At 31.8% G+C, this 18,325-nt stretch carries 17 protein-coding genes; 9 read left to right on the plus strand and 8 right to left on the minus strand.

Annotated elements, in window-relative coordinates; genetic code table 11:
* The first annotated feature begins 90 nt into the window (after window positions 1–90).
* Together JJ842_05020 and JJ842_05025 are read left to right on the plus strand one after the other, a co-directional pair.
* The gene (locus JJ842_05020; GenBank protein ID MBO6971271.1) at window positions 91–762 is read left to right on the plus strand and encodes an AAA family ATPase; all 672 of its coding nucleotides are present in this window, start codon (window positions 91–93) and stop codon (window positions 760–762) included.
* Entirely contained in the window at window positions 696–944 is a 249-nt protein-coding gene (locus JJ842_05025; GenBank protein MBO6971272.1) for a hypothetical protein, read from the plus strand. The genes JJ842_05020 and JJ842_05025 overlap by 67 nt, the downstream gene beginning before the upstream one ends.
* Here JJ842_05025 and argJ read toward each other — a convergent pair.
* On the minus strand, window positions 937–2,175 hold the full coding sequence (gene argJ, locus JJ842_05030) for a bifunctional glutamate N-acetyltransferase/amino-acid acetyltransferase ArgJ (GenBank protein MBO6971273.1): 1,239 nt from the start codon (window positions 2,173–2,175) through the stop codon (window positions 937–939). The genes JJ842_05025 and argJ overlap by 8 nt on opposite strands.
* Window positions 2,176–2,250: 75 nt before the next feature.
* Between argJ and JJ842_05035 the strand changes: the two genes are divergently transcribed.
* Entirely contained in the window at window positions 2,251–2,868 is a 618-nt protein-coding gene (locus JJ842_05035) for a dephospho-CoA kinase (protein ID MBO6971274.1), read from the plus strand.
* A gap of 4 nt (window positions 2,869–2,872) precedes the next feature.
* On the opposite strand, the gene gatB is transcribed toward JJ842_05035, so the two are convergent.
* Window positions 2,873–4,345 (minus strand): Asp-tRNA(Asn)/Glu-tRNA(Gln) amidotransferase subunit GatB, encoded by a 1,473-nt coding sequence (gene gatB / locus JJ842_05040; protein ID MBO6971275.1) that lies wholly within the window; start codon window positions 4,343–4,345, stop codon window positions 2,873–2,875.
* 79 nt (window positions 4,346–4,424) lie between these two features.
* On the opposite strand from gatB, the gene thiO reads away from it, so the two are divergent.
* Window positions 4,425–5,534 (plus strand): glycine oxidase ThiO, encoded by a 1,110-nt coding sequence (gene thiO, locus JJ842_05045; GenBank protein ID MBO6971276.1) that lies wholly within the window; start codon window positions 4,425–4,427, stop codon window positions 5,532–5,534.
* Window positions 5,535–5,537: 3 nt separating this feature from the next.
* On the opposite strand, the gene ndk is transcribed toward thiO, so the two are convergent.
* Complete coding sequence (ndk, locus tag JJ842_05050) at window positions 5,538–5,996, minus strand: nucleoside-diphosphate kinase (protein ID MBO6971277.1); 459 nt, start codon at window positions 5,994–5,996, stop codon at window positions 5,538–5,540.
* 122 nt (window positions 5,997–6,118) lie between these two features.
* On the opposite strand from ndk, the gene speA reads away from it, so the two are divergent.
* Complete coding sequence (gene speA, locus JJ842_05055) at window positions 6,119–8,065, plus strand: biosynthetic arginine decarboxylase (GenBank protein ID MBO6971278.1); 1,947 nt, start codon at window positions 6,119–6,121, stop codon at window positions 8,063–8,065.
* On the opposite strand, the gene alaS is transcribed toward speA, so the two are convergent.
* Window positions 8,050–10,710, minus strand: a complete 2,661-nt coding sequence (alaS, locus tag JJ842_05060; protein ID MBO6971279.1) for an alanine--tRNA ligase — start codon at window positions 10,708–10,710, stop codon at window positions 8,050–8,052. The two genes, speA and alaS, sit on opposite strands and share 16 nt — an antisense overlap.
* A 119-nt stretch (window positions 10,711–10,829) precedes the next feature.
* Between alaS and JJ842_05065 the strand changes: the two genes are divergently transcribed.
* Window positions 10,830–12,605: a diflavin flavoprotein gene (locus tag JJ842_05065; GenBank protein MBO6971280.1), complete on the plus strand. Its 1,776-nt coding sequence runs from the start codon at window positions 10,830–10,832 to the stop codon at window positions 12,603–12,605.
* Window positions 12,606–12,760: 155 nt separating this feature from the next.
* Here JJ842_05065 and JJ842_05070 read toward each other — a convergent pair whose 3' ends face one another.
* Window positions 12,761–13,033 (minus strand): hypothetical protein, encoded by a 273-nt coding sequence (locus tag JJ842_05070; GenBank protein MBO6971281.1) that lies wholly within the window; start codon window positions 13,031–13,033, stop codon window positions 12,761–12,763.
* Window positions 13,034–13,289: 256 nt separating this feature from the next.
* Entirely contained in the window at window positions 13,290–13,502 is a 213-nt protein-coding gene (locus JJ842_05075) for a hypothetical protein (protein MBO6971282.1), read from the minus strand.
* Window positions 13,503–13,584: 82 nt separating this feature from the next.
* On the opposite strand from JJ842_05075, the gene JJ842_05080 reads away from it, so the two are divergent.
* The 3 genes from JJ842_05080 to JJ842_05090 all read left to right on the plus strand — a co-directional run bounded on the left by JJ842_05080 (window position 13,585) and on the right by JJ842_05090 (window position 16,282).
* Window positions 13,585–13,731 (plus strand): hypothetical protein, encoded by a 147-nt coding sequence (locus JJ842_05080; GenBank protein MBO6971283.1) that lies wholly within the window; start codon window positions 13,585–13,587, stop codon window positions 13,729–13,731.
* 206 nt (window positions 13,732–13,937) lie between these two features.
* A complete protein-coding gene (locus JJ842_05085; protein MBO6971284.1) occupies window positions 13,938–15,740 on the plus strand; it encodes a diflavin flavoprotein in 1,803 nt (600 codons plus the stop codon).
* A 17-nt stretch (window positions 15,741–15,757) separates the two neighbouring features.
* Entirely contained in the window at window positions 15,758–16,282 is a 525-nt protein-coding gene (locus JJ842_05090) for an NAD(P)H-dependent oxidoreductase (GenBank protein ID MBO6971285.1), read from the plus strand.
* A gap of 22 nt (window positions 16,283–16,304) precedes the next feature.
* Here the strand turns inward: JJ842_05090 and mrdA are convergent, their stop codons facing one another.
* Window positions 16,305–18,092, minus strand: coding sequence for a penicillin-binding protein 2 (gene mrdA, locus JJ842_05095; protein MBO6971286.1), 1,788 nt, complete (start codon window positions 18,090–18,092; stop codon window positions 16,305–16,307).
* Window positions 18,093–18,102: 10 nt separating this feature from the next.
* A complete protein-coding gene (locus JJ842_05100) occupies window positions 18,103–18,246 on the minus strand; it encodes a hypothetical protein (GenBank protein ID MBO6971287.1) in 144 nt (47 codons plus the stop codon).
* Window positions 18,247–18,325: the final 79 nt, after the last annotated feature.

Below are 18,325 nucleotides of genomic sequence, written 5' to 3' on the forward strand. Positions count from 1 at the left end.
TTCAAAAAATAAGTTTTATAAGCATTAAAAATCAATTTCTCTTGACATTAAGAAATTATTCTCCAAAGTAAGAGAAATAAAAATAAAAAATTGTTCATTACCGTTTGCGGACAAAAAGGGGGGGTGGCCAAGACCTGCACAAGTATTCACCTTGCAAGTGTATGGCATTCTGAAGGTAAAAAAGTTTGCATAGTCGATGCCGACAAGAATAGATCTGCATTAGCGTACGCATCTAGAGGCAATCTTCCATTTCCAGTTTTTCCCGTCAGTTCAGCTGCTAAAGCATCAAGATCATCAGAAATTGTAATAACTGATGGCCAGGCTAGCAGTGATACAGAGGAACTTAAACACTTAGCGTATGGTTCGGATTTAGTTATCTTGCCTACAACTGCAAAAGCAAGGTCAGTAGAATTAACTGTTGAACTAGCTAATTTATTAAGTAACTTAAAAGTTAACCATGCAGTAGTAATTGTAAAAGTTGATTTTAGACAGCAAAAAGCAGCGCAACAAGCCAAAACAGCTCTAGAAAATTATGGTTTATATGTTTTTGATACATTTATACCCTTACTTTCAGCATTTGATAAAGCGGAAGCCTCGGGAAATGCCGTATTTGAAGCTGTAGACGATTTAGGTAGATCAGATCCTCGTCGAATGACGGGCTGGTCTGCTTATTGTTCAATTGCCTCACAAATTCCATGCCTGATTTCGAAGCCCTCATCCGACACCAACAACTTAAACAACCAACAACCAATCAGCGCTTAAAAGTAGTTGATTCTCCTAATTTTGAAGAAGAAGAAGAAAAAAACGAAGAAAAAATAGTCCCTCAATCAGGTTTATTAGTTAATTTTTTTGGAGGTTTTATAGGTTCTGTAATTGGAACTTTAACAATCCTGTTTCTTTATACAAATGAATATATACCAACAGATTTACTAAAACTTAAGTAGTATATTCGCTATTTATTTCAACGTACTTTTTAGAGAGATCGCATCCCCAGGCTGTACCTTTCGATTCGCCAGAATTTAGATTAATCATAATTTGTACAATATCATCAACTAAATATTTACCATTCATTTTGGACCTAATATATTCAGTGACTTTATTCGAATCATATTGTTTTAACTTGCCCTTTTCTAATATCTGATCATTACCAATATACAAGTCAACTTCATTTAAATTGAATTCAACTCCAGAATTACCTGCAGCTGAAATAATTCTTCCCCAATTAGGATCACAGCCATGGATCGCAGTTTTTACTAATGCAGAATTACAAACAAATTTAGCCACCATAATTGCATCTTCAGTATTTTTTGCTCCTTGAACCAAAACTTCTAATAGACAATTGGCTCCCTCTCCATCTCTTGCAATATTTTTTGCTAAGTTTTGACACACAATATCAATCCCTTTTTGAATAATTGGAAAAAATCTTTTATCAATTTTCTCTCCTGCATTTATTGCAATAAATGAATCATTTGTGCTTGTTTCTCCATCAACTGATATCGCATTAAAAGATTTTTTAACGGCAATCGAAATCATCTTGTCCCATACTTCTTTTTCAATACCCGCATCACATGTAAGAAAAGCAAGCATTGTAGCCATATTGGGGTAAATCATTCCTGAACCTTTTGCGAATCCTGCAATTTTTATTTTTCTACCTTGAATAGTCGTCTCTATTAAAATTTTTTTCAAAGTCAAATCAGTAGTTAAAATTGCTTCTGCTGCATTTTGAAAATTATTAACTTTTAAATCACTAACTAAATTTGGTAAATTTTTTACTAAATTATTTATTTGTATAGGAACACCAATTACACCAGTTGAGCACATTAAAACTTCTTCTTCCTTTATTCCTAAAAATTCCGCAATCTTTGCTGTAGCAATTTGAAAATGATGAAGTCCAAGATTTCCTGTACATGCATTTGCTTGACCAGAATTAATTAGAATTGCTCGTACAAATCCCGAAGCTCTTTTAATTCTTTCTTCACAAATATCCACACATGAAGCGCGAACTATTGATTGGGTGAACAACCCACTAAAAATACTGCCTTCTGGAGCGAGTATTAGTGCTAAATCTTTTTTTTTAGAAGCTTTTAATCCAGCTGATATCCCAGCGAAAAGAAACCTCTTGGGTGTTCCCTTACTGTCATCAACAAAAGACCAATTGGAATCTAACTGGCTCAAACTTTTTGGTATTTTAATTCATACTAACTATTCTTTAATACTAAAGAAACAGGTAATTAGATTATTATTAAATATATGGATATTCTTCAAAAATCAAAAAACAATCAAAGAAGAATTGGTTTAACAGGAGGTATTGCCAGTGGGAAAACAACCATAACTAATTACATTAGAAAACATAAAAAGATTCCAATTTTAGATGCAGATAATTTATCAAGAGAATTAATCAAACCAAATACATATGGATATAAGAAAATTTTAGACTACTTTGGAAATAAAATTATTAATAATAAGAACAATCCAGAAAGGGCAATAAACAGAAAACTTTTAAGAAACATTATCTTTAAACATTCAGAAAGTAAAGATTGGCTTGAAAAACTACTTCACCCATTAATTAAAGAAAAAATGATAGAAGAATGCAGTCGTTACAAAAATACTCAAACTTTAGTATTGGTTATTCCATTATTATTTGAAGCAAAATTTGAAGATATTTGTACTGAAATATGGTTAGTTAAATGTCCTAGAGAAACACAAAAAAAAAGACTTATGACAAGAGATAAAATGAGCGAAAAAGAAGCATACGAAACCATAAATCTTCAATTAAGTTTTGAAGAAAAAAGAAAATTTTCAGACATTATTTTAGATAATTCAGATGAACAAAATAAATGGATCAAGACAATAAAAGAGCTTCTCTAAAGCTTTAGCTATTCAATTTTTCTGCAAGAAGTTTATTTGCAAGTTTAGGGTCAGCTTTGCCTTTTGTTCTTTTCATTAATTGACCAACAAAAAAACCAAGTAATTTAGTTTTACCATTTCTAAATGCTTGAACCTCATCTGGATGTTCAGTTATCAGTTCTTCAATTATTGGTAAAATACTTGAAGAATCAGATATCATAGCCAACCCTTTTTCTTCAACAACTTTTTTTGGAGAAATATTTTTTTGAATTAGTTCGGGTAAAATTTCCTTTGCAATTTTTCCACTTATAGTTTTATTTGAGATCATGCTAATCATTTCAGCAAGATTTTCAGGACTAAGTTTTAAGTCACTAAAACTAAGTTTATTTGCTTTTAAATAACCCACAATATCACTTGTTACCCAATTTGAAGCTAGTTTGGCATCAGCACCATTAGCTACTGTTTCTTCAAAAAAGTTAGCCATATTAATTTCATCAGAAATTACCCTTGCATCATATGCAGATAAGCCAAATTCATTTACATATTTATTTCTTTTCTTTGAAGGTAATTCTGGAAGTTCTTTTAACCATATTTCTTTTTGGGCTTTTGTGATTTCAATTGGTCCTAAGTCAGGATCAGGAAAATATCTATAGTCACTGCTGCCTTCTTTCATTCGCATACTTTTTGTTAGTTGCTTAGCTTCATCCCATAACCTTGTTTCTTGGAAAATTTTTCCTCCATTTTCATAAACTTCTATTTGTCTTGCTATTTCATAATCACAAGCCTTTTGAATTGCAGAAAATGAATTCATATTTTTTATTTCTACTTTGGTACCGAAAGGAGCATTAGGTCCTTTTCTAACTGAAATATTGACATCACATCGCAATGAACCCTCTTGCATATTTCCATCTGATACGCCTAGATATCTAACTGTTCTTCTGATCTCTGAAGCATATTCAGATGCCTCTTTACCTGATCTAATATCTGGTTTACTTACAATCTCACAAAGTGCTATTCCCGCACGATTGTAATCAACTAAAGAATACTTAGAACCAGCTAATCTATCACTACCTGAATGGACTAGTTTACCGGCATCTTCTTCCATATGTAACCTTTCTATACCAATTTTTTTGATATAGGGTTCATTGTTCTTTTCAATTATTTCAACCTCTAACCATCCGTTTTCAGCTAGTGGCTCATCAAATTGTGAAATTTGATAATTTTTAGGCAGATCAGGATAAAAATATTGTTTTCTATCAAATTTACAATGTTCTGCAACATTTAAATTTAATGCTAAAGAAGTTTTCACAGCATACTCAAGAACAGTCTCATTCAAAACTGGGAGAGTTCCTGGTAAACCACAAACTACAGGATCTATATGAGTATTAGGTGCATCACCAAAAGCTGTTGACGCAGATGTGAATATTTTACTTTTCGTATTAAGCTGTACATGAGTTTCCAAACCAATCACAGCTTCCCAAGATTCCAAATTGTTCATTATCAAAAGTCTCTTTATTAATTTTATTGGATATAAAGGAAAAGAGGACCAAAAAACAAATAAAAATATTAATTCTTAAATGACACAAGAAACAAAAAATTCAATATTAATTATTGGCGGCGGACTTATAGGTTTATCTATTGCTTATGCATTTTCTAGAAATAACTTCAAAGTTTTAGTTTTAAGCAAAAACAGAAATGAATCAGCTGGATTTGTTGCTGCAGGAATGTTAGCTACTCATGCCGAAGGGCTCGAAAATGAATTACTAAAATTTGGCCAAGAAAGTCAAAGTCTAATTCCAAAGTGGATAAAAAATATTGAAAAAGATAGTAACATAAAATGCGGTTTAAAAAAATGTGGCATAGTAGTACCTTTTAAAAATAAAGAAGATCTTGAAAAGTTTCCCACTTATAACTATGGAAAATATTTAAATCACAAAGATCTTCAAACAGAAATTAATGGAATAAATTCTATTTGGAAGCATGGTTTACTTTTTGAACAAGATGGTCAAATAGATAACCGAAGAAGACTGATGCGTGCTCTTGAGAGAGCATGCTCCTTACATGGAGTTGAATTTCAAGAAGGATCAGAAGTAAAGGATTTGATATTAGAAAAAAACAAAATTACTGGTGCAAAAGTTTTATGTGCCACTGGGGAACTAAAAAAAATTACCTGCGAAAAAGCAATTATATGCAGTGGTGCTTGGAGTAAAAAAATTTTTAATAAGATTCCAGTCTTTCCTATGAAGGGACAAATGCTATCAATACAAGGTCCAACAAATTTCTTGAAAAGAGTTATTTTTGGTCCAAAAACTTATCTAGTTCCTCGTGATGATGGACTGATTATTGTTGGAGCGACTGTCGAAAAAGATGCAAAATTTAATAAGGGTAATACTCCTAATGGAATAAAACAACTACAAGAAGGTATTCATACCTTATTACCAGAAGCTATTAATTGGCCACAAATGGAACATTGGTGGGGATTTAGACCTTGCACTCCAGATCTTAAACCAATAATTGGAAAATCAAAAATTGAAAACCTTTTTATAGCTACAGGACATTACAGAAATGGAGTTTTATTCTCCGCAATAACAAGTGATCTTCTTTTAAAAATAGTTCAAAATAAAAGTCTCAAAGAAATAGAAAAAAACTTTTTAGAAAAATTTAGTTTAGATAGATTTGAGATTTAAATTTTAATTTTCAGATCGCCATTTCGAATCAGAAGTTTCCCAATTACATAATTCCTCTTCGTTAAACCATAGATTAATTTCAAATTTTGCTGTTTCTTCGCCATCAGAACCATGAATTATATTCCTCCCAATATCAATAGCAAGATCGCCTCTTATTGTTCCCGGCTCTGCTTCAAGAGGCTTTGTTGCACCAATTAATTTTCTAGCACTCAAAATAACTCCATCGCCTTCCCAAACCATCGCAACAACTGGACCACTTGAAATAAAATCAACTAAATCACCAAAAAAAGGTCTTTCTTTATGTACTCCATAGTGATTTTGGGCAAGATCTTTTGATGGGATTAATTGTTTTAAGCCAACCAACTTAAATCCTTTTTTTTCAAATCTGCCAATAATTTCAGCAACATATCCTCTTTGAACTCCGTCTGGCTTGATTGCAATAAACGTTCTCTCTTTGGTCATTTAATTAATAATCACTCTATGTATATTCAACTTTTGGGTGGTAACTTGGCAAGTAATCATTAAAATAAAAGATATTGTTTTGAGTTAATTTCAAAAACATTTATTAATCACTAAGACATAAATTGACCAATTTTGAGCCGAAAAAATTAAAGAATATTTGGACTATTGAAGATAGTATTTCGACTTACAAAATAGACAAATGGGGGGATAAATATTTTTCTATAAATTCCAAAGGAAATATATCAGTAAATAAAGGTATAAAATCTGAAAATAAGATTGATCTTTTCAAGCTTGTCAAAGAATTAAAAAGTAGAGAAGTAAATCCTCCATTAATCATAAGATTTGACGATATCTTGAAAGATCGAATAAATGCACTACATGATGCTTTTTTAAAAGCAATTAAAACTTACAAATATGAGAATTTTTATCAAGGAGTTTTTCCTGTCAAATGTAATCAACAAAAGAATGTATTGGAAAAGATAATAGAGTTTGGTAGCCAATGGAATTTTGGTTTAGAAGTGGGAAGTAAATCAGAGCTATTAATTGGCCTTGCACTTCTTGAAAACCAAAATTCATTATTGATATGCAACGGATATAAAGATAAAAAATATATTGAAATTGCTACTTTGGCCAGAAAACTCGGCAAAAATCCAATAATAGTTATTGAACAACGAGATGAGGTAAAAAGAATTATTCAAGCAGTTCAAGAGCTTAACGCGACTCCATTGATAGGAATTAGAGCAAAGTTATCAAGTAAAAGTAGTGGTAGATGGGGCAAATCTATTGGGGATAATTCCAAATTTGGATTATCAATCCCAGAAATTATGTCGACAATAAAAGAACTTAAAGAAGCAAATCTTATAAACGAAATGAAATTGCTCCATTTTCATGTAGGAAGTCAAATAAGTGATATTGCTGTGATCAAAGATGCATTACAAGAAGCTAGTCAAATATATGTCGAACTATGCAAACTTGGAGCCCCAATGCAATATATCGACGTAGGAGGAGGATTAGGGATAGATTTTGATGGAACAAAAACCTCCTCAAGTACCTCTACTAATTATTCTCTTCAAAATTATGCTAACGATGTAATTGCAACCATAAAAGATTCATGTGAATTAAATAATATCAAGCACCCAACTATAATCTCAGAAAGTGGAAGAGCAATAATTAGTCATTGTTCAGTTTTAATTTTTAATGTCTTAGGAACAAGCCATGTCAGCTCCAAACTAAAAATTAATAATGAAAAAAATCAATCATTAATAATTTCTAATCTACTTGAAACTTTCTATGAATTAAAAAAACTTAAAAATAAAAGAATAAATTTATCTCAAATTATTGAACTATGGAATGATGCAAAAAAGTTTAAAGAAGATTGCTTAGTTTCCTTTAGACTAGGGTTTTTAAGTTTAGCAGAACGAGCTTATGCCGAAGAATTAACCTGGGCTTGCGCTAAAGAAATTTCTAATACCCTAAATAATGATGAAATAAATCATCCTGATTTATCTGAGATTACAGAAACTCTTGCATCAACTTATTATGCAAATTTATCTATCTTTAAATCTATTCCCGATAGCTGGGCAATCAATCAAATTTTTCCAATAATACCAATACATAGGCACTTAGAAGAGCCGTTCTGCAAAGGCAACTTTGCAGATTTAACTTGTGATTCAGATGGGAAACTAAATAATTTTATTGATGATGGAAAAATGAAATCATTACTCAATTTACATAAGCCAGAGCAAGATAAAGATTATCTAATTGGTATTTTTATGACTGGAGCCTATCAAGAAGCATTAGGAAACTTGCACAATTTATTTGGCAATACAAATGTTGTTCATATAGATATAAATCAAGATAATTCCTATAAGGTCAAAAATATTATTAAAGAAGACAGTAAATCTGAAATTTTACAATTATTGGATTACAGTTCAGCTTCTTTGGTTGAAACTATAAGAATTAATACTGAATCAGCAATTGATCAAAAAAAATTAACTATTGAAGAAGCAAGGAAATTAATTGATCAAATCGAAATGAGTCTCAGAAAAAGTAGTTATTTATCAGAATAATTTTCTAATATTTTTTGCAAATTATCTTTAGCATAATCTAGAGCACTATTTAACTTATCAATATCTTTAGCGCCTGCTTGAGCAAAGTTAGGCTTACCTCCTCCACCTCCCGAACAAATTCTTGCAATCTCATTAATTAATTTACCTGCATGCAAGCCTATTTTTACCGCATCATCACCTAAAGAAACTACAAATAGCAACTTTCTGTTTTCTGGATTTGGTATACCACCAAGAATCACTATTGATTTATTTCCTAAATGAGAAGTTAAATTAAGTGCTGCAGATTGCAAAGAATTTCCATCTAAACCATCAATCTGATTTACTAAAATTGAAAAAGACTTCACTATTTCTGCTGATGATTTTATAGAAGAATATTTAAAATATGCAATTTCATCTCTCATTTTTTGTATCTCTTTATTTTTATTTATAAGCTCTACTTGCAAATTATTAACCCTTTCAAAAAGTTGATTAGGATTTGCTCTTAACAAATCACTTAGTTGATTTACTAAAGCATTTCTATTACTGAAATAGTCGAATGCTGACTGGCCTGATAATGCTTCTATTCTTCTTACTCCAGCTGATATTCCTTCCTCACTAATTATTTTGAAAGAACCTAATTCAGATGTAGTTTTAACATGTGTGCCTCCACAAAGTTCCATTGAAACTCCTGGTACATTAACAACGCGTACATTATCTTCATATTTTTCTCCAAACATGGCCACTGCACCCTTCTCTAAAGCCTCACTCTTAGACATACTTTTAATCTCTAGGATATGATTTTCCATAATCCAAGAGTTAACTAGACTCTCAATCTTAAAAATTTGATCTTTAGAAATAGCATGAGAAGAATTGAAATCAAATCTTAATTTATTAAAGGCTACTAATGAACCTTTTTGTCCAACACTTTCATCAACAACTGATTTGAGAGCAGATTGCAATAAATGGGTAGCTGTATGATTTGCAGCAGCCCTAGCTCTACTAGAGGATTTAACATTAGTCTTAACTTTTTGTCCAATAGTTAATATTCCTTTTTTGATCGTTCCATAATGTAAAAAAACATTTTTCTTTCGAATTACATTATCAACTAAGACCTCTACATCTTTTGAAAATATCGTTCCAATATCACCAACTTGGCCGCCAGCTTCACCATAAAAAGTTGTCTGATCAAGAACAATTAAAACTTTCTGACCTTCACTTGCTTGCTTGACTAATGTTGAATCCAAGAATATACCCTTTATTTCAGCTTCCGAAGTGAGTGAATCATAACCATTAAAAACAGTTTTATTAAAAAAATCTATTTCTCTCTCTAAGGATCCCTCTAATGTCAAATCTATATTACTTGAAGCAGCTTTCGCCCTCTCTTTTTGGGCATTCATTTCTTCCTCAAAACCCTTTACATCTACACTGATACTATTTTCTTCAGCTATTTCTATAGTAAGTTCTAGAGGGAATCCATAAGTATCATAAAGTTCAAAAGCTTTAAAACCAGAAATTAATTTCTGCCCTGAAGAAATTAACTCATCTAGCAATTTTTCTCCCCTTTCAAGAGTTTCCCTAAACCGTACTTCTTCAATTTTTATCTCATTCAAAATTAAATCATTATTACTTTTTAAATCAGGATAATTATTTTGCATTAAATTGATCCCAACATTAGCAATATGCGGTAAAAATTCATTTGTTATGCCTAATAATCTCCCATGTCTGACCATTCTTCTGATAAGCCTTCTTAATATATAACCCCTGCCGAGATTACTTGCTGCTACTCCATCAGAAATTAAATGAATAACAGCTCGTGTATGATCTCCAATAATTTTTAAAGAAATTTTGTTTTTATCATTTGAGGAAAAATAATCAATATTTGCAATCTCACAAGTTTTTTTGATGATAGGAAAAATTAAATCTGTCTCATAATTATTTTGCTTTTTTTGCAATATTTGAGCCATCCTTTCAAGGCCCATTCCTGTATCAATATTTTTAAATTTTAAATCTGTCAATTTTCCATTAGGGTCTCGATTATATTGCATAAAAACAAGATTATAAAATTCAATGAAACGATCTCCATCTTCTAAATCAATATCTTGTAGACCTTTTTCAGGATAAAAATCATAATAAAGTTCTGAACAAGGTCCACATGGACCTGTTTTTCCAGAAGACCAAAAATTATCTTTCTCACCTAGTTTAACTATCCTGTCTGGATGAATACCAATTTCATCTCTCCAAATTTTTGCAGACTCTCCATCTTCGTGAAAGACGCTCACAATTATATTTTCAGCAGAAAGTTGATAAATATTAGTAACTAATTCCCAAGCCCACTGAATAGCCTCTCGTTTAAAATAATCTCCAAAAGAGAAATTACCAAGCATTTCAAAAAAAGTGTGGTGTCTAGCTGTAACTCCAACGTTTTCTATATCGTTTGTTCTAATACACTTTTGGCTAGATGTAGCCCTTTTTGATGGTCTTTCTTTTAAACCTAAAAAAACTGGTTTAAAAGGTAGCATCCCAGCAATTGTGAGCATAACCGTTGGATCATCTGGAATTAAAGATGCACTTGGAATGATTTTATGTAATTTTTCACTGTAAAATTCTAAAAAAGCATTTCTTATTTCATCTCCAGTAACTATTTTTTTAATTAGTTGAGATGTCATTTATCCAGAATAAAAAGAACAAAAATTAAAGAAAAGCGTAATTTCGGTTATTTCGCAAAGATAATCACGCGGATTTATATTCTACATAACTAAAGTTATTGTATAACGCGATTTGTCCTATGCTAGCCTCTGCCCAGACGAGTAATTCTAAATTGCCACAAATAAATAATAAGTTGACAATTCAATCTCAAAACTTTGCTGATGATTCATATGCTATAAGATCTTTGGATTGGGATCGCAGTAGGTTTGACATTGAATTTGGCTTAAGAAATGGAACTACCTACAATAGTTTTGTTATCAAAGGTGAAAAATTAGCAATTATTGATACTAGTCACGCAAAGTTCGAAGAATTATGGTTTGAAGAATTACTTAAAAATGTAAATCCACAAGAAGTAGATTATCTAATCACAAGTCATACAGAACCTGATCATTCTGGTTTAATAGGTAATCTTTTAGAATTAAACCAAAATATCACGGTAGTTGGATCAAAATTAGCCCTTAAATTTATTGAAGACCAAATACATATCCCATTTAAGCGTCTAGAGGTTAAGAGTGGAGAGTTTTTAAATCTCGGAAGTAATCCTAATAGCGGTTTAGAACATAATATTGAATTTATAAGTGCACCAAATTTACATTGGCCAGATACAATTTTTTCATATGACCACAGCACAAATGTTCTCTACACATGCGATGCATTTGGACTCCATTATTGTTCTGACGAATTTTTTGACACAGATCAAAAAGAAATATACGATGATTTCCGTTTTTATTACGATTGCCTTATGGGTCCAAACGCTAGAAGCGTTCTCCAAGCAATTAAAAGAATAGATAAGCTACCTGAATTAAAAACAATAGCTGTTGGTCATGGGCCTTTGCTACATAATCAGGTCGATTTCTGGAAAGGAAAATATCTAGAATGGAGTAGCAACAAAAGTAAAGGCAATGATTTTGTGTCAGTCTGCTATGTAAGTGACTATGGTTATTGTGATCGACTAAGTCAAGCGATAGCTCATGGAATAAGTAAAGCAGATGCACAAGTTCAACTAATTGATTTAAGATCTTCTGACCCGCAAGAATTAACAAGTTTAATTTCCGAATCAAAAGCAGTAGTTATTCCAACATGGCCAGTAGAGTCAGATAATGAATTAAAAGAATCTCTCGGTACTTTATTTGCAGCACTAAAACCAAAACAATTTACTGCTGTCTATGATGCATTTGGTGGAAATGATGAACCAATAGATTCTTTAGCAAATAAATTAAGAGAACTTGGACAAAAAGAAGCTTTTTCCCCTTTAAGAGTTAAAAATATTCCAGATCCCATTGTTTATCAACAATTCGAAGAAGCTGGAACTGACTTGGGTCAATTGATCAATAAAAAGAAGAACATTGCCTCTATGAAAAGCCTTGATTCAAATTTAGATAAAGCTTTAGGTAGATTAAGTGGAGGGTTATATGTAGTTACAGCAAGCCAAGGAGAAGGTTCGACATTTAGACGAAGTGCAATGGTCGCAAGTTGGGTTAGTCAAGCAAGCTTTTCTCCACCAGGTATTACAGTTGCAGTAGCAAAAGATAGAGCTATTGAATCATATATGCAAGTTGGGAAAGGTTTTGTTGTGAATATCTTGAGAGAAGATAACTATCAAAAAATGTTCAGACATTTTTTAAAAAGATTTGCGCCTGGAGCTGATAGATTTGCTGATGTAGATGTAATTAGCAACATCGCTGAAGGAGGACCAGTCCTCTCAGATTCACTCGCCTTTTTAGATTGTAAAGTTAGTTCCAGACTGGAGACCCCAGACCATTGGATAATTTACGGAATTGTTGAAAATGGTAATGTTTCTGACTTGTCATGCAAGACAGCAGTTCATCACAGAAAAGTTGCTAATCACTATTAACCGGACTTTACATTTAGATTATTTATAAACCATTGATATCGTTACTTTCAAATAGCAAAAAAATTTTTTATAAATCCAGAAAAAAAATATAGCATAAAGTTATAACTAGGTTTTTTTTAGTTGAAATTGACTCCCAATATTAAATAAAAACATAATTATTTACATTCGGCATTGCCAATTCCTGCACCTAAAACTGCACCCAAAGGGATGCTCCAACCATATGCATCACTTTTTGATAGAGACGCTGCAATTCCACCACCAATCAACCCGCCTAGAGTTGTGCTTCCAATACATTTTGGAGCAGGTTTATATTTCACATATGAAGTTTGGTGTTCATTCTTATGATGATAATGTTTGAATGCATTGCGCTCACTATTGCATGGGATGGAAACTTTCTCACGATAAGATTTAACATAACCAGGAGACATTGAATTACCTGGTATATATTCTTCCCTATATTCATAACGGAAGCACTTGTTTTCATATGCGTATCCTTTTTGTGACTCGTACGCTTCTCGATTACTGCGATCTCCAATGCTCTCATAAGCATTTAGTGGAACAGAAGTACCCAATATAAGAGTTGCTATAAGAATTTTCATTTTAAAATTAGAGTATTTTCACAACTCACTCACACAATTAAAATATAAATTATTTGTTTTAAATTTAAAGTTAAAATATTATTCTTTAGCAACTGTCACATGTGACAGTTAAGCAACATTCCACTATCCCTTTCCAAGCTGTAAATCCATTAAGTGAATTTAAGAAAAAAATAAGAGGGCATTTGTTTGCCCTCTTCGAGTCGTATGCACCTCGCTGCCCACAAAGTCGATGAAGTGCTTTTGAATCCTGAATTATTTCTACTCCAACTGAATGGAAAATGATAGTCGTGACAACCACAAAGAACAAATACTCGGGTAGAAATGCCCTATAAATTTTAAGTAAAAAGGAGGACAATATAAGTGTAGATACGGGAGGTCTTATGAAACTAATTACTCCTTTCACTATTCTCAATCAAAACTTCCATGAAATAGATTTGATTAAAGACGCAATGAAGAATAAAAGATTAGCAACTGAAAAATTGCATGATAATTACAGAAAAATTTATAAAAATCATCAATTTGCTTAGATAATCAAAAAGAAATCGTGTTCTAGTTGAAAACCCTACATTTAATAACTCATTAATGGTGCTGTTATAGGTATAATCTATTGATACATAACGGTTTCACAAGAACTAAATGTTCTGGTCGATAGTTGAAAATCCGTTGAAAGTCCATATAAAACCACTCCACGACAAATAAGTCGCAAACTATTACTAGAAAATGAGTCTTTAAAATGTCAGATATTCATATAGGCTTACTTGCAGAAAATCAAAACTTATCCACATTTGAAATTAGCGAGAATTTTTATTGTGTAAGATTCTTAGACCAAAATAAAGAAAGATTTGAACTTGAATTTAACCTTGAAAAAGGGACCTCTTTTAATACTTTTTTCATTAGAAGTCATGAGGAACTTTTTATTATTCATCCACCTGAGAAAAAATATTTAAATTTATTTAGTAAAGTAATTTCTAGTTTTTCGGCTCAATTTAAATTAGATAAAATTAATTTCATTTCTGGTCATATTAATCCTCAAATTATTGAAACTTTAAAAAATGTAAGTTACCAATTTCAAAACACAACTATTACTTGCTCTAATCCAGGCTATAAACTTATTAGCGAACTTTGGAATCAAAGAAATCCTACCTTAGAAAACTTTATTGAAATTCAATTGCCTGAAATAAATATAATCAAAAAAGAACTTAATTTAGAATTAAATAACATTTCACTAGAGTTAATCCCCATTCCAACAGCACGTTGGCCTGGTGGCCTGATAATTTATGAACGTAATCAAGAAATACTTCTTAGTGAAAAAATTTTCTCTGCTCATATTGCTTCTGCTGAGTGGTCTGAAACAAATCGAATTAGTACAGAAATTGATAGGAAACATTTTTATGATTGCTTGATGGCACCAATGTCTAATCAAGTAGTATCAATAACTGAAAAAATTGCAGATTATGACATTAAAACTATTGCACCATTACATGGTCCCGCCATCGAATATAGCTTAAAGAGCTTTTTAAATGACTATATTAGATGGGGCGAGAATCTCTCAACAAATAATCCTAAGATCACTCTGATATATGCAAGTGCGTATGGAAATACAGCCTCAATAGGCGATGCATTGGCTAAAGGAATAAATAGAACCTCTGTAGAAGTTGAAAGTATTAATTGTGAATTTACACCTAATGATGTACTTGTAAAATCTATCAAAAATGCTGATGGATATTTAATAGGCTCCCCTACATTGGGTGGTCACGCTCCAACTCCAATAGTTAGTGCACTAGGAACATTATTAGCAGAGGGTAATAGAGATAAACCAGTAGGAATTTTTGGTAGTTTTGGTTGGAGCGGCGAAGCTATAGATTTACTTGAAACAAAATTAAAAGACGGTGGTTTTAAGTTTAGTTTTGACCCTATAAGGATTAAATTCAGCCCAAATAAACCAAAGATTAAAGAGCTAGAAGAAATAGGAACTCACTTTGGAAGAAAAATTATAAAAAAAGCAAAGAAAAAACCTCGAAAATCAGACACTGGAATGATTACAAGCAAAACGGATCCAAAGCTACAAGCTCTTGGAAGAGTCATAGGTTCACTATGTGTCCTGACAGCCTCTAAAGGTAAAGATGAGAACAATATTAAAGGAGCTATGCTTGCATCTTGGGTTAGTCAAGCAAGTTTTTCTCCGCCCGGATTAAGTATTGCAGTAGCAAAAGATAGATCGGTAGAATCTCTTCTGCAAATAGGAGATTCATTCGCATTAAATATTCTTAGTGAAAAAGATTTTAAAGAACCTTTGAAAAGATTCACAAAGCCCTTTTCACCAGGAGAAGATAGATTTGAAGGAATAAATATTGAATTAACTCCTAATGAGCAGATAATAATTCCTAACTCTTTAGCATGGTTGGATGCGTCTGTAAAAGAAAGAATGGAATGTGGAGATCATTGGGTAATATACGCTGAAGTACTACACGGTAATATACTAAAATCCGATTGTCTTACTGCAGTTCATCACCGTAAAACTGGTGCTAACTATTAAATTTATTTATCTTATTTATGACTGGAACAAAAGAGCTAATAATTATTTCAGCTAGTTGCGGGAAAAATCTAGAACTTTCTGAGAAATTCCTTAAAAAAAGTAATGAACTTAACATAAGTTCCGAAATTTTAGATCTTACCACTCTTAATATTCCATTATTTAATCCAAGAATTCACAGCAAAGAAAATATTCCAAATGAAATACGAGAATTAAAAAAAAAGCTTTTCAAGATTGAAAAGTGGGTGATTTGTGCGCCTGAATATAATGGATCTATACCTCCCATTCTCTCCAACTTTATAGCATGGCTTTCTATTTCGGGAGATGACTTTAGAAATTTATTTAATGGTCAACCGATTGCAATTGCAACGTTTTCTGGCGGGATAGGATTAGAACTTCTCACTTCATTACGCATACAACTAGTTCATTTAGGAAGTCAGGTATTAGGAAGACAACTTTTGTCCTCTTACAGTAAACCAATAGATATAAAATCTATTGAAGATATTATTAAAAGGCTTATGCAAATGAAAAAATTACAAATATAAACTTTTAAAACTTAAAAGAATTTCATTTTTTTTCGTTCCAAACTTTCAAAATTTCCTTAGCCATAGGAAGTGCATGTACAGATCCGCCACCAGGAGTATTTTGTGCAAAAGCAACTACGAGTAATTCACTTCCCTCTGACGGAGTAAAGCACACAAACCAAGCATGGTCCAAGCCAGTCTTCCAATCTTCAGCCGTCCCTGTTTTGCCAGAGACTGGCGGCAAATTAGTTATTCCAGTATTAATTGCCACTCCAGTACCTGATTCAACAACTTTCCTCAAGCCTCTATTTATTAATTTGATATGTTCAGGATCAATATCAAGTTTAATTCGTGACTGATCATACAAAAATTCTCCATCTTTTTTAACTAAATAAGGAGTTACTAAATAACCTCCATTAGCAATAACAGCATATGCTCTAGCGATTTGCATTGGAGTTACTTGAACGACCATTTGTCCAATAGACATACTCGCAATATCTTCTGCCACCCACGGGGTTCTTCCTGGCTCGCCCCAGCCTCTACCTTCTTTTGCCCACTTACTACTTGCTACAAGGCCTATATTCTCCTGTTCAGAAATTTCGATCCCAGATAAAGAGTTAAAACCAAGCTTTCTTGAAACCTCATAAATTTCATCAACGCCTACACCATATCCAACTTGATAAAAGAAAGTATTACTTGAAACTCTTAACGCATCTTCATACCCTATTACTCCAAAACCTAGATCATTGTGCTCTCTAAAACATTGACTTCCATATGTGATACATGGTTTTGTTTCTAGCAAAGTATCTATAGGAAATTTTCCACTTTCTAAGCCAGCTAAAGCCGTTACAATTTTCCAAACACTTCCTGGATCATAAGCATTTAATGCCCTATTAAAAAGGGGTTTTTCAGGAGAATTAAATATATTATTATATTCTTTTTCAGGCTTAAAATCCTTTGAAAAAAAATTCAAATCAAAATTAGGCCTACTTGCCATGGCTCTTATTGCACCGTCTCTTGGATCCATAACTATTATCGCTCCAGCTTTTTTATCTTTTAGAACTTCCTCAGCAACTAGTTGCAGATTAAGGTCGAGGGTTAGTTCAATATCTTTACCTTGTACTGAAGGTCTTGTACCCAATGATCTTTGAAATTTTCCTAATGAATTTACTTCAACCATTTCTCCACCCCATTCACCTCTTATTGAATCTTCGTAAACGTATTCAATTCCTGTTCTTCCTATTAAGTCATTTAATTTATAACCCTTCTTAGACAAGAATTTATATTCAGATTCAGTAATTGGCTGAGTATAACCAATAACATGCGCAGCAACCGATTTGTAAGGATAATTTCTAATTAATTTAGTAGTTATTTCAAAACTAATTAAATTATCTTCATTTTCCTTGAATTTAATTAATTGATCTACATTTAAATCATCAAGAATAGTTACTGAAAGTTTTTGATTTTTTATACCATCAGAAAATTTTTTTTGAATTGAATTACTGTCAATATTTAACAAGTTAGAAATGCTTGATTTGTGTTTTTCCCAATTGTTTTTATTAACAGATTGAGGCTTTATTATTAAAGAGTATTTAACCCTACTATCTGCTAAAACAGAACCATTTTTATCTAGTATTCTTCCGCGTATTGGCTGTGAAGCAATAAGTCTGATCCTATTCTCATCTGACATCTTCTTAAAAGATTCATAATTTAAAAGTTGTAAAAAAATTAACCTTAATAGAATCAGTAAAAACGAAAAAGAAGTAAAAATAAGTAAAACCAGAGGTTTTCTCTTTAATAAAATATGTTTTTTATTAGGACTTGTTTGCAAAAATATAAATTTATTTAAATATTGTTTTTTTCAATAAAGCAATAGATAATTTAATTTCTTTAAGTCTATTGATTAAAACTTCATAGTCACTAACTTCTTTGTTCAGATAAAACTCATCATTATCAATATTATTTGAATTCCAATTTTCACTCATGAAACTTATGCTATTTAAAGTGCTTATTCTAATTAATATTATTTTAAATAAGAAAATTATTTTTTCATAAATATATTAA

Origin of the sequence: Prochlorococcus marinus CUG1433 (genome assembly GCA_017644425.1) — a bacterium.
Lineage (GTDB): Bacteria > Cyanobacteriota > Cyanobacteriia > PCC-6307 > Cyanobiaceae > Prochlorococcus_A > Prochlorococcus_A marinus_U.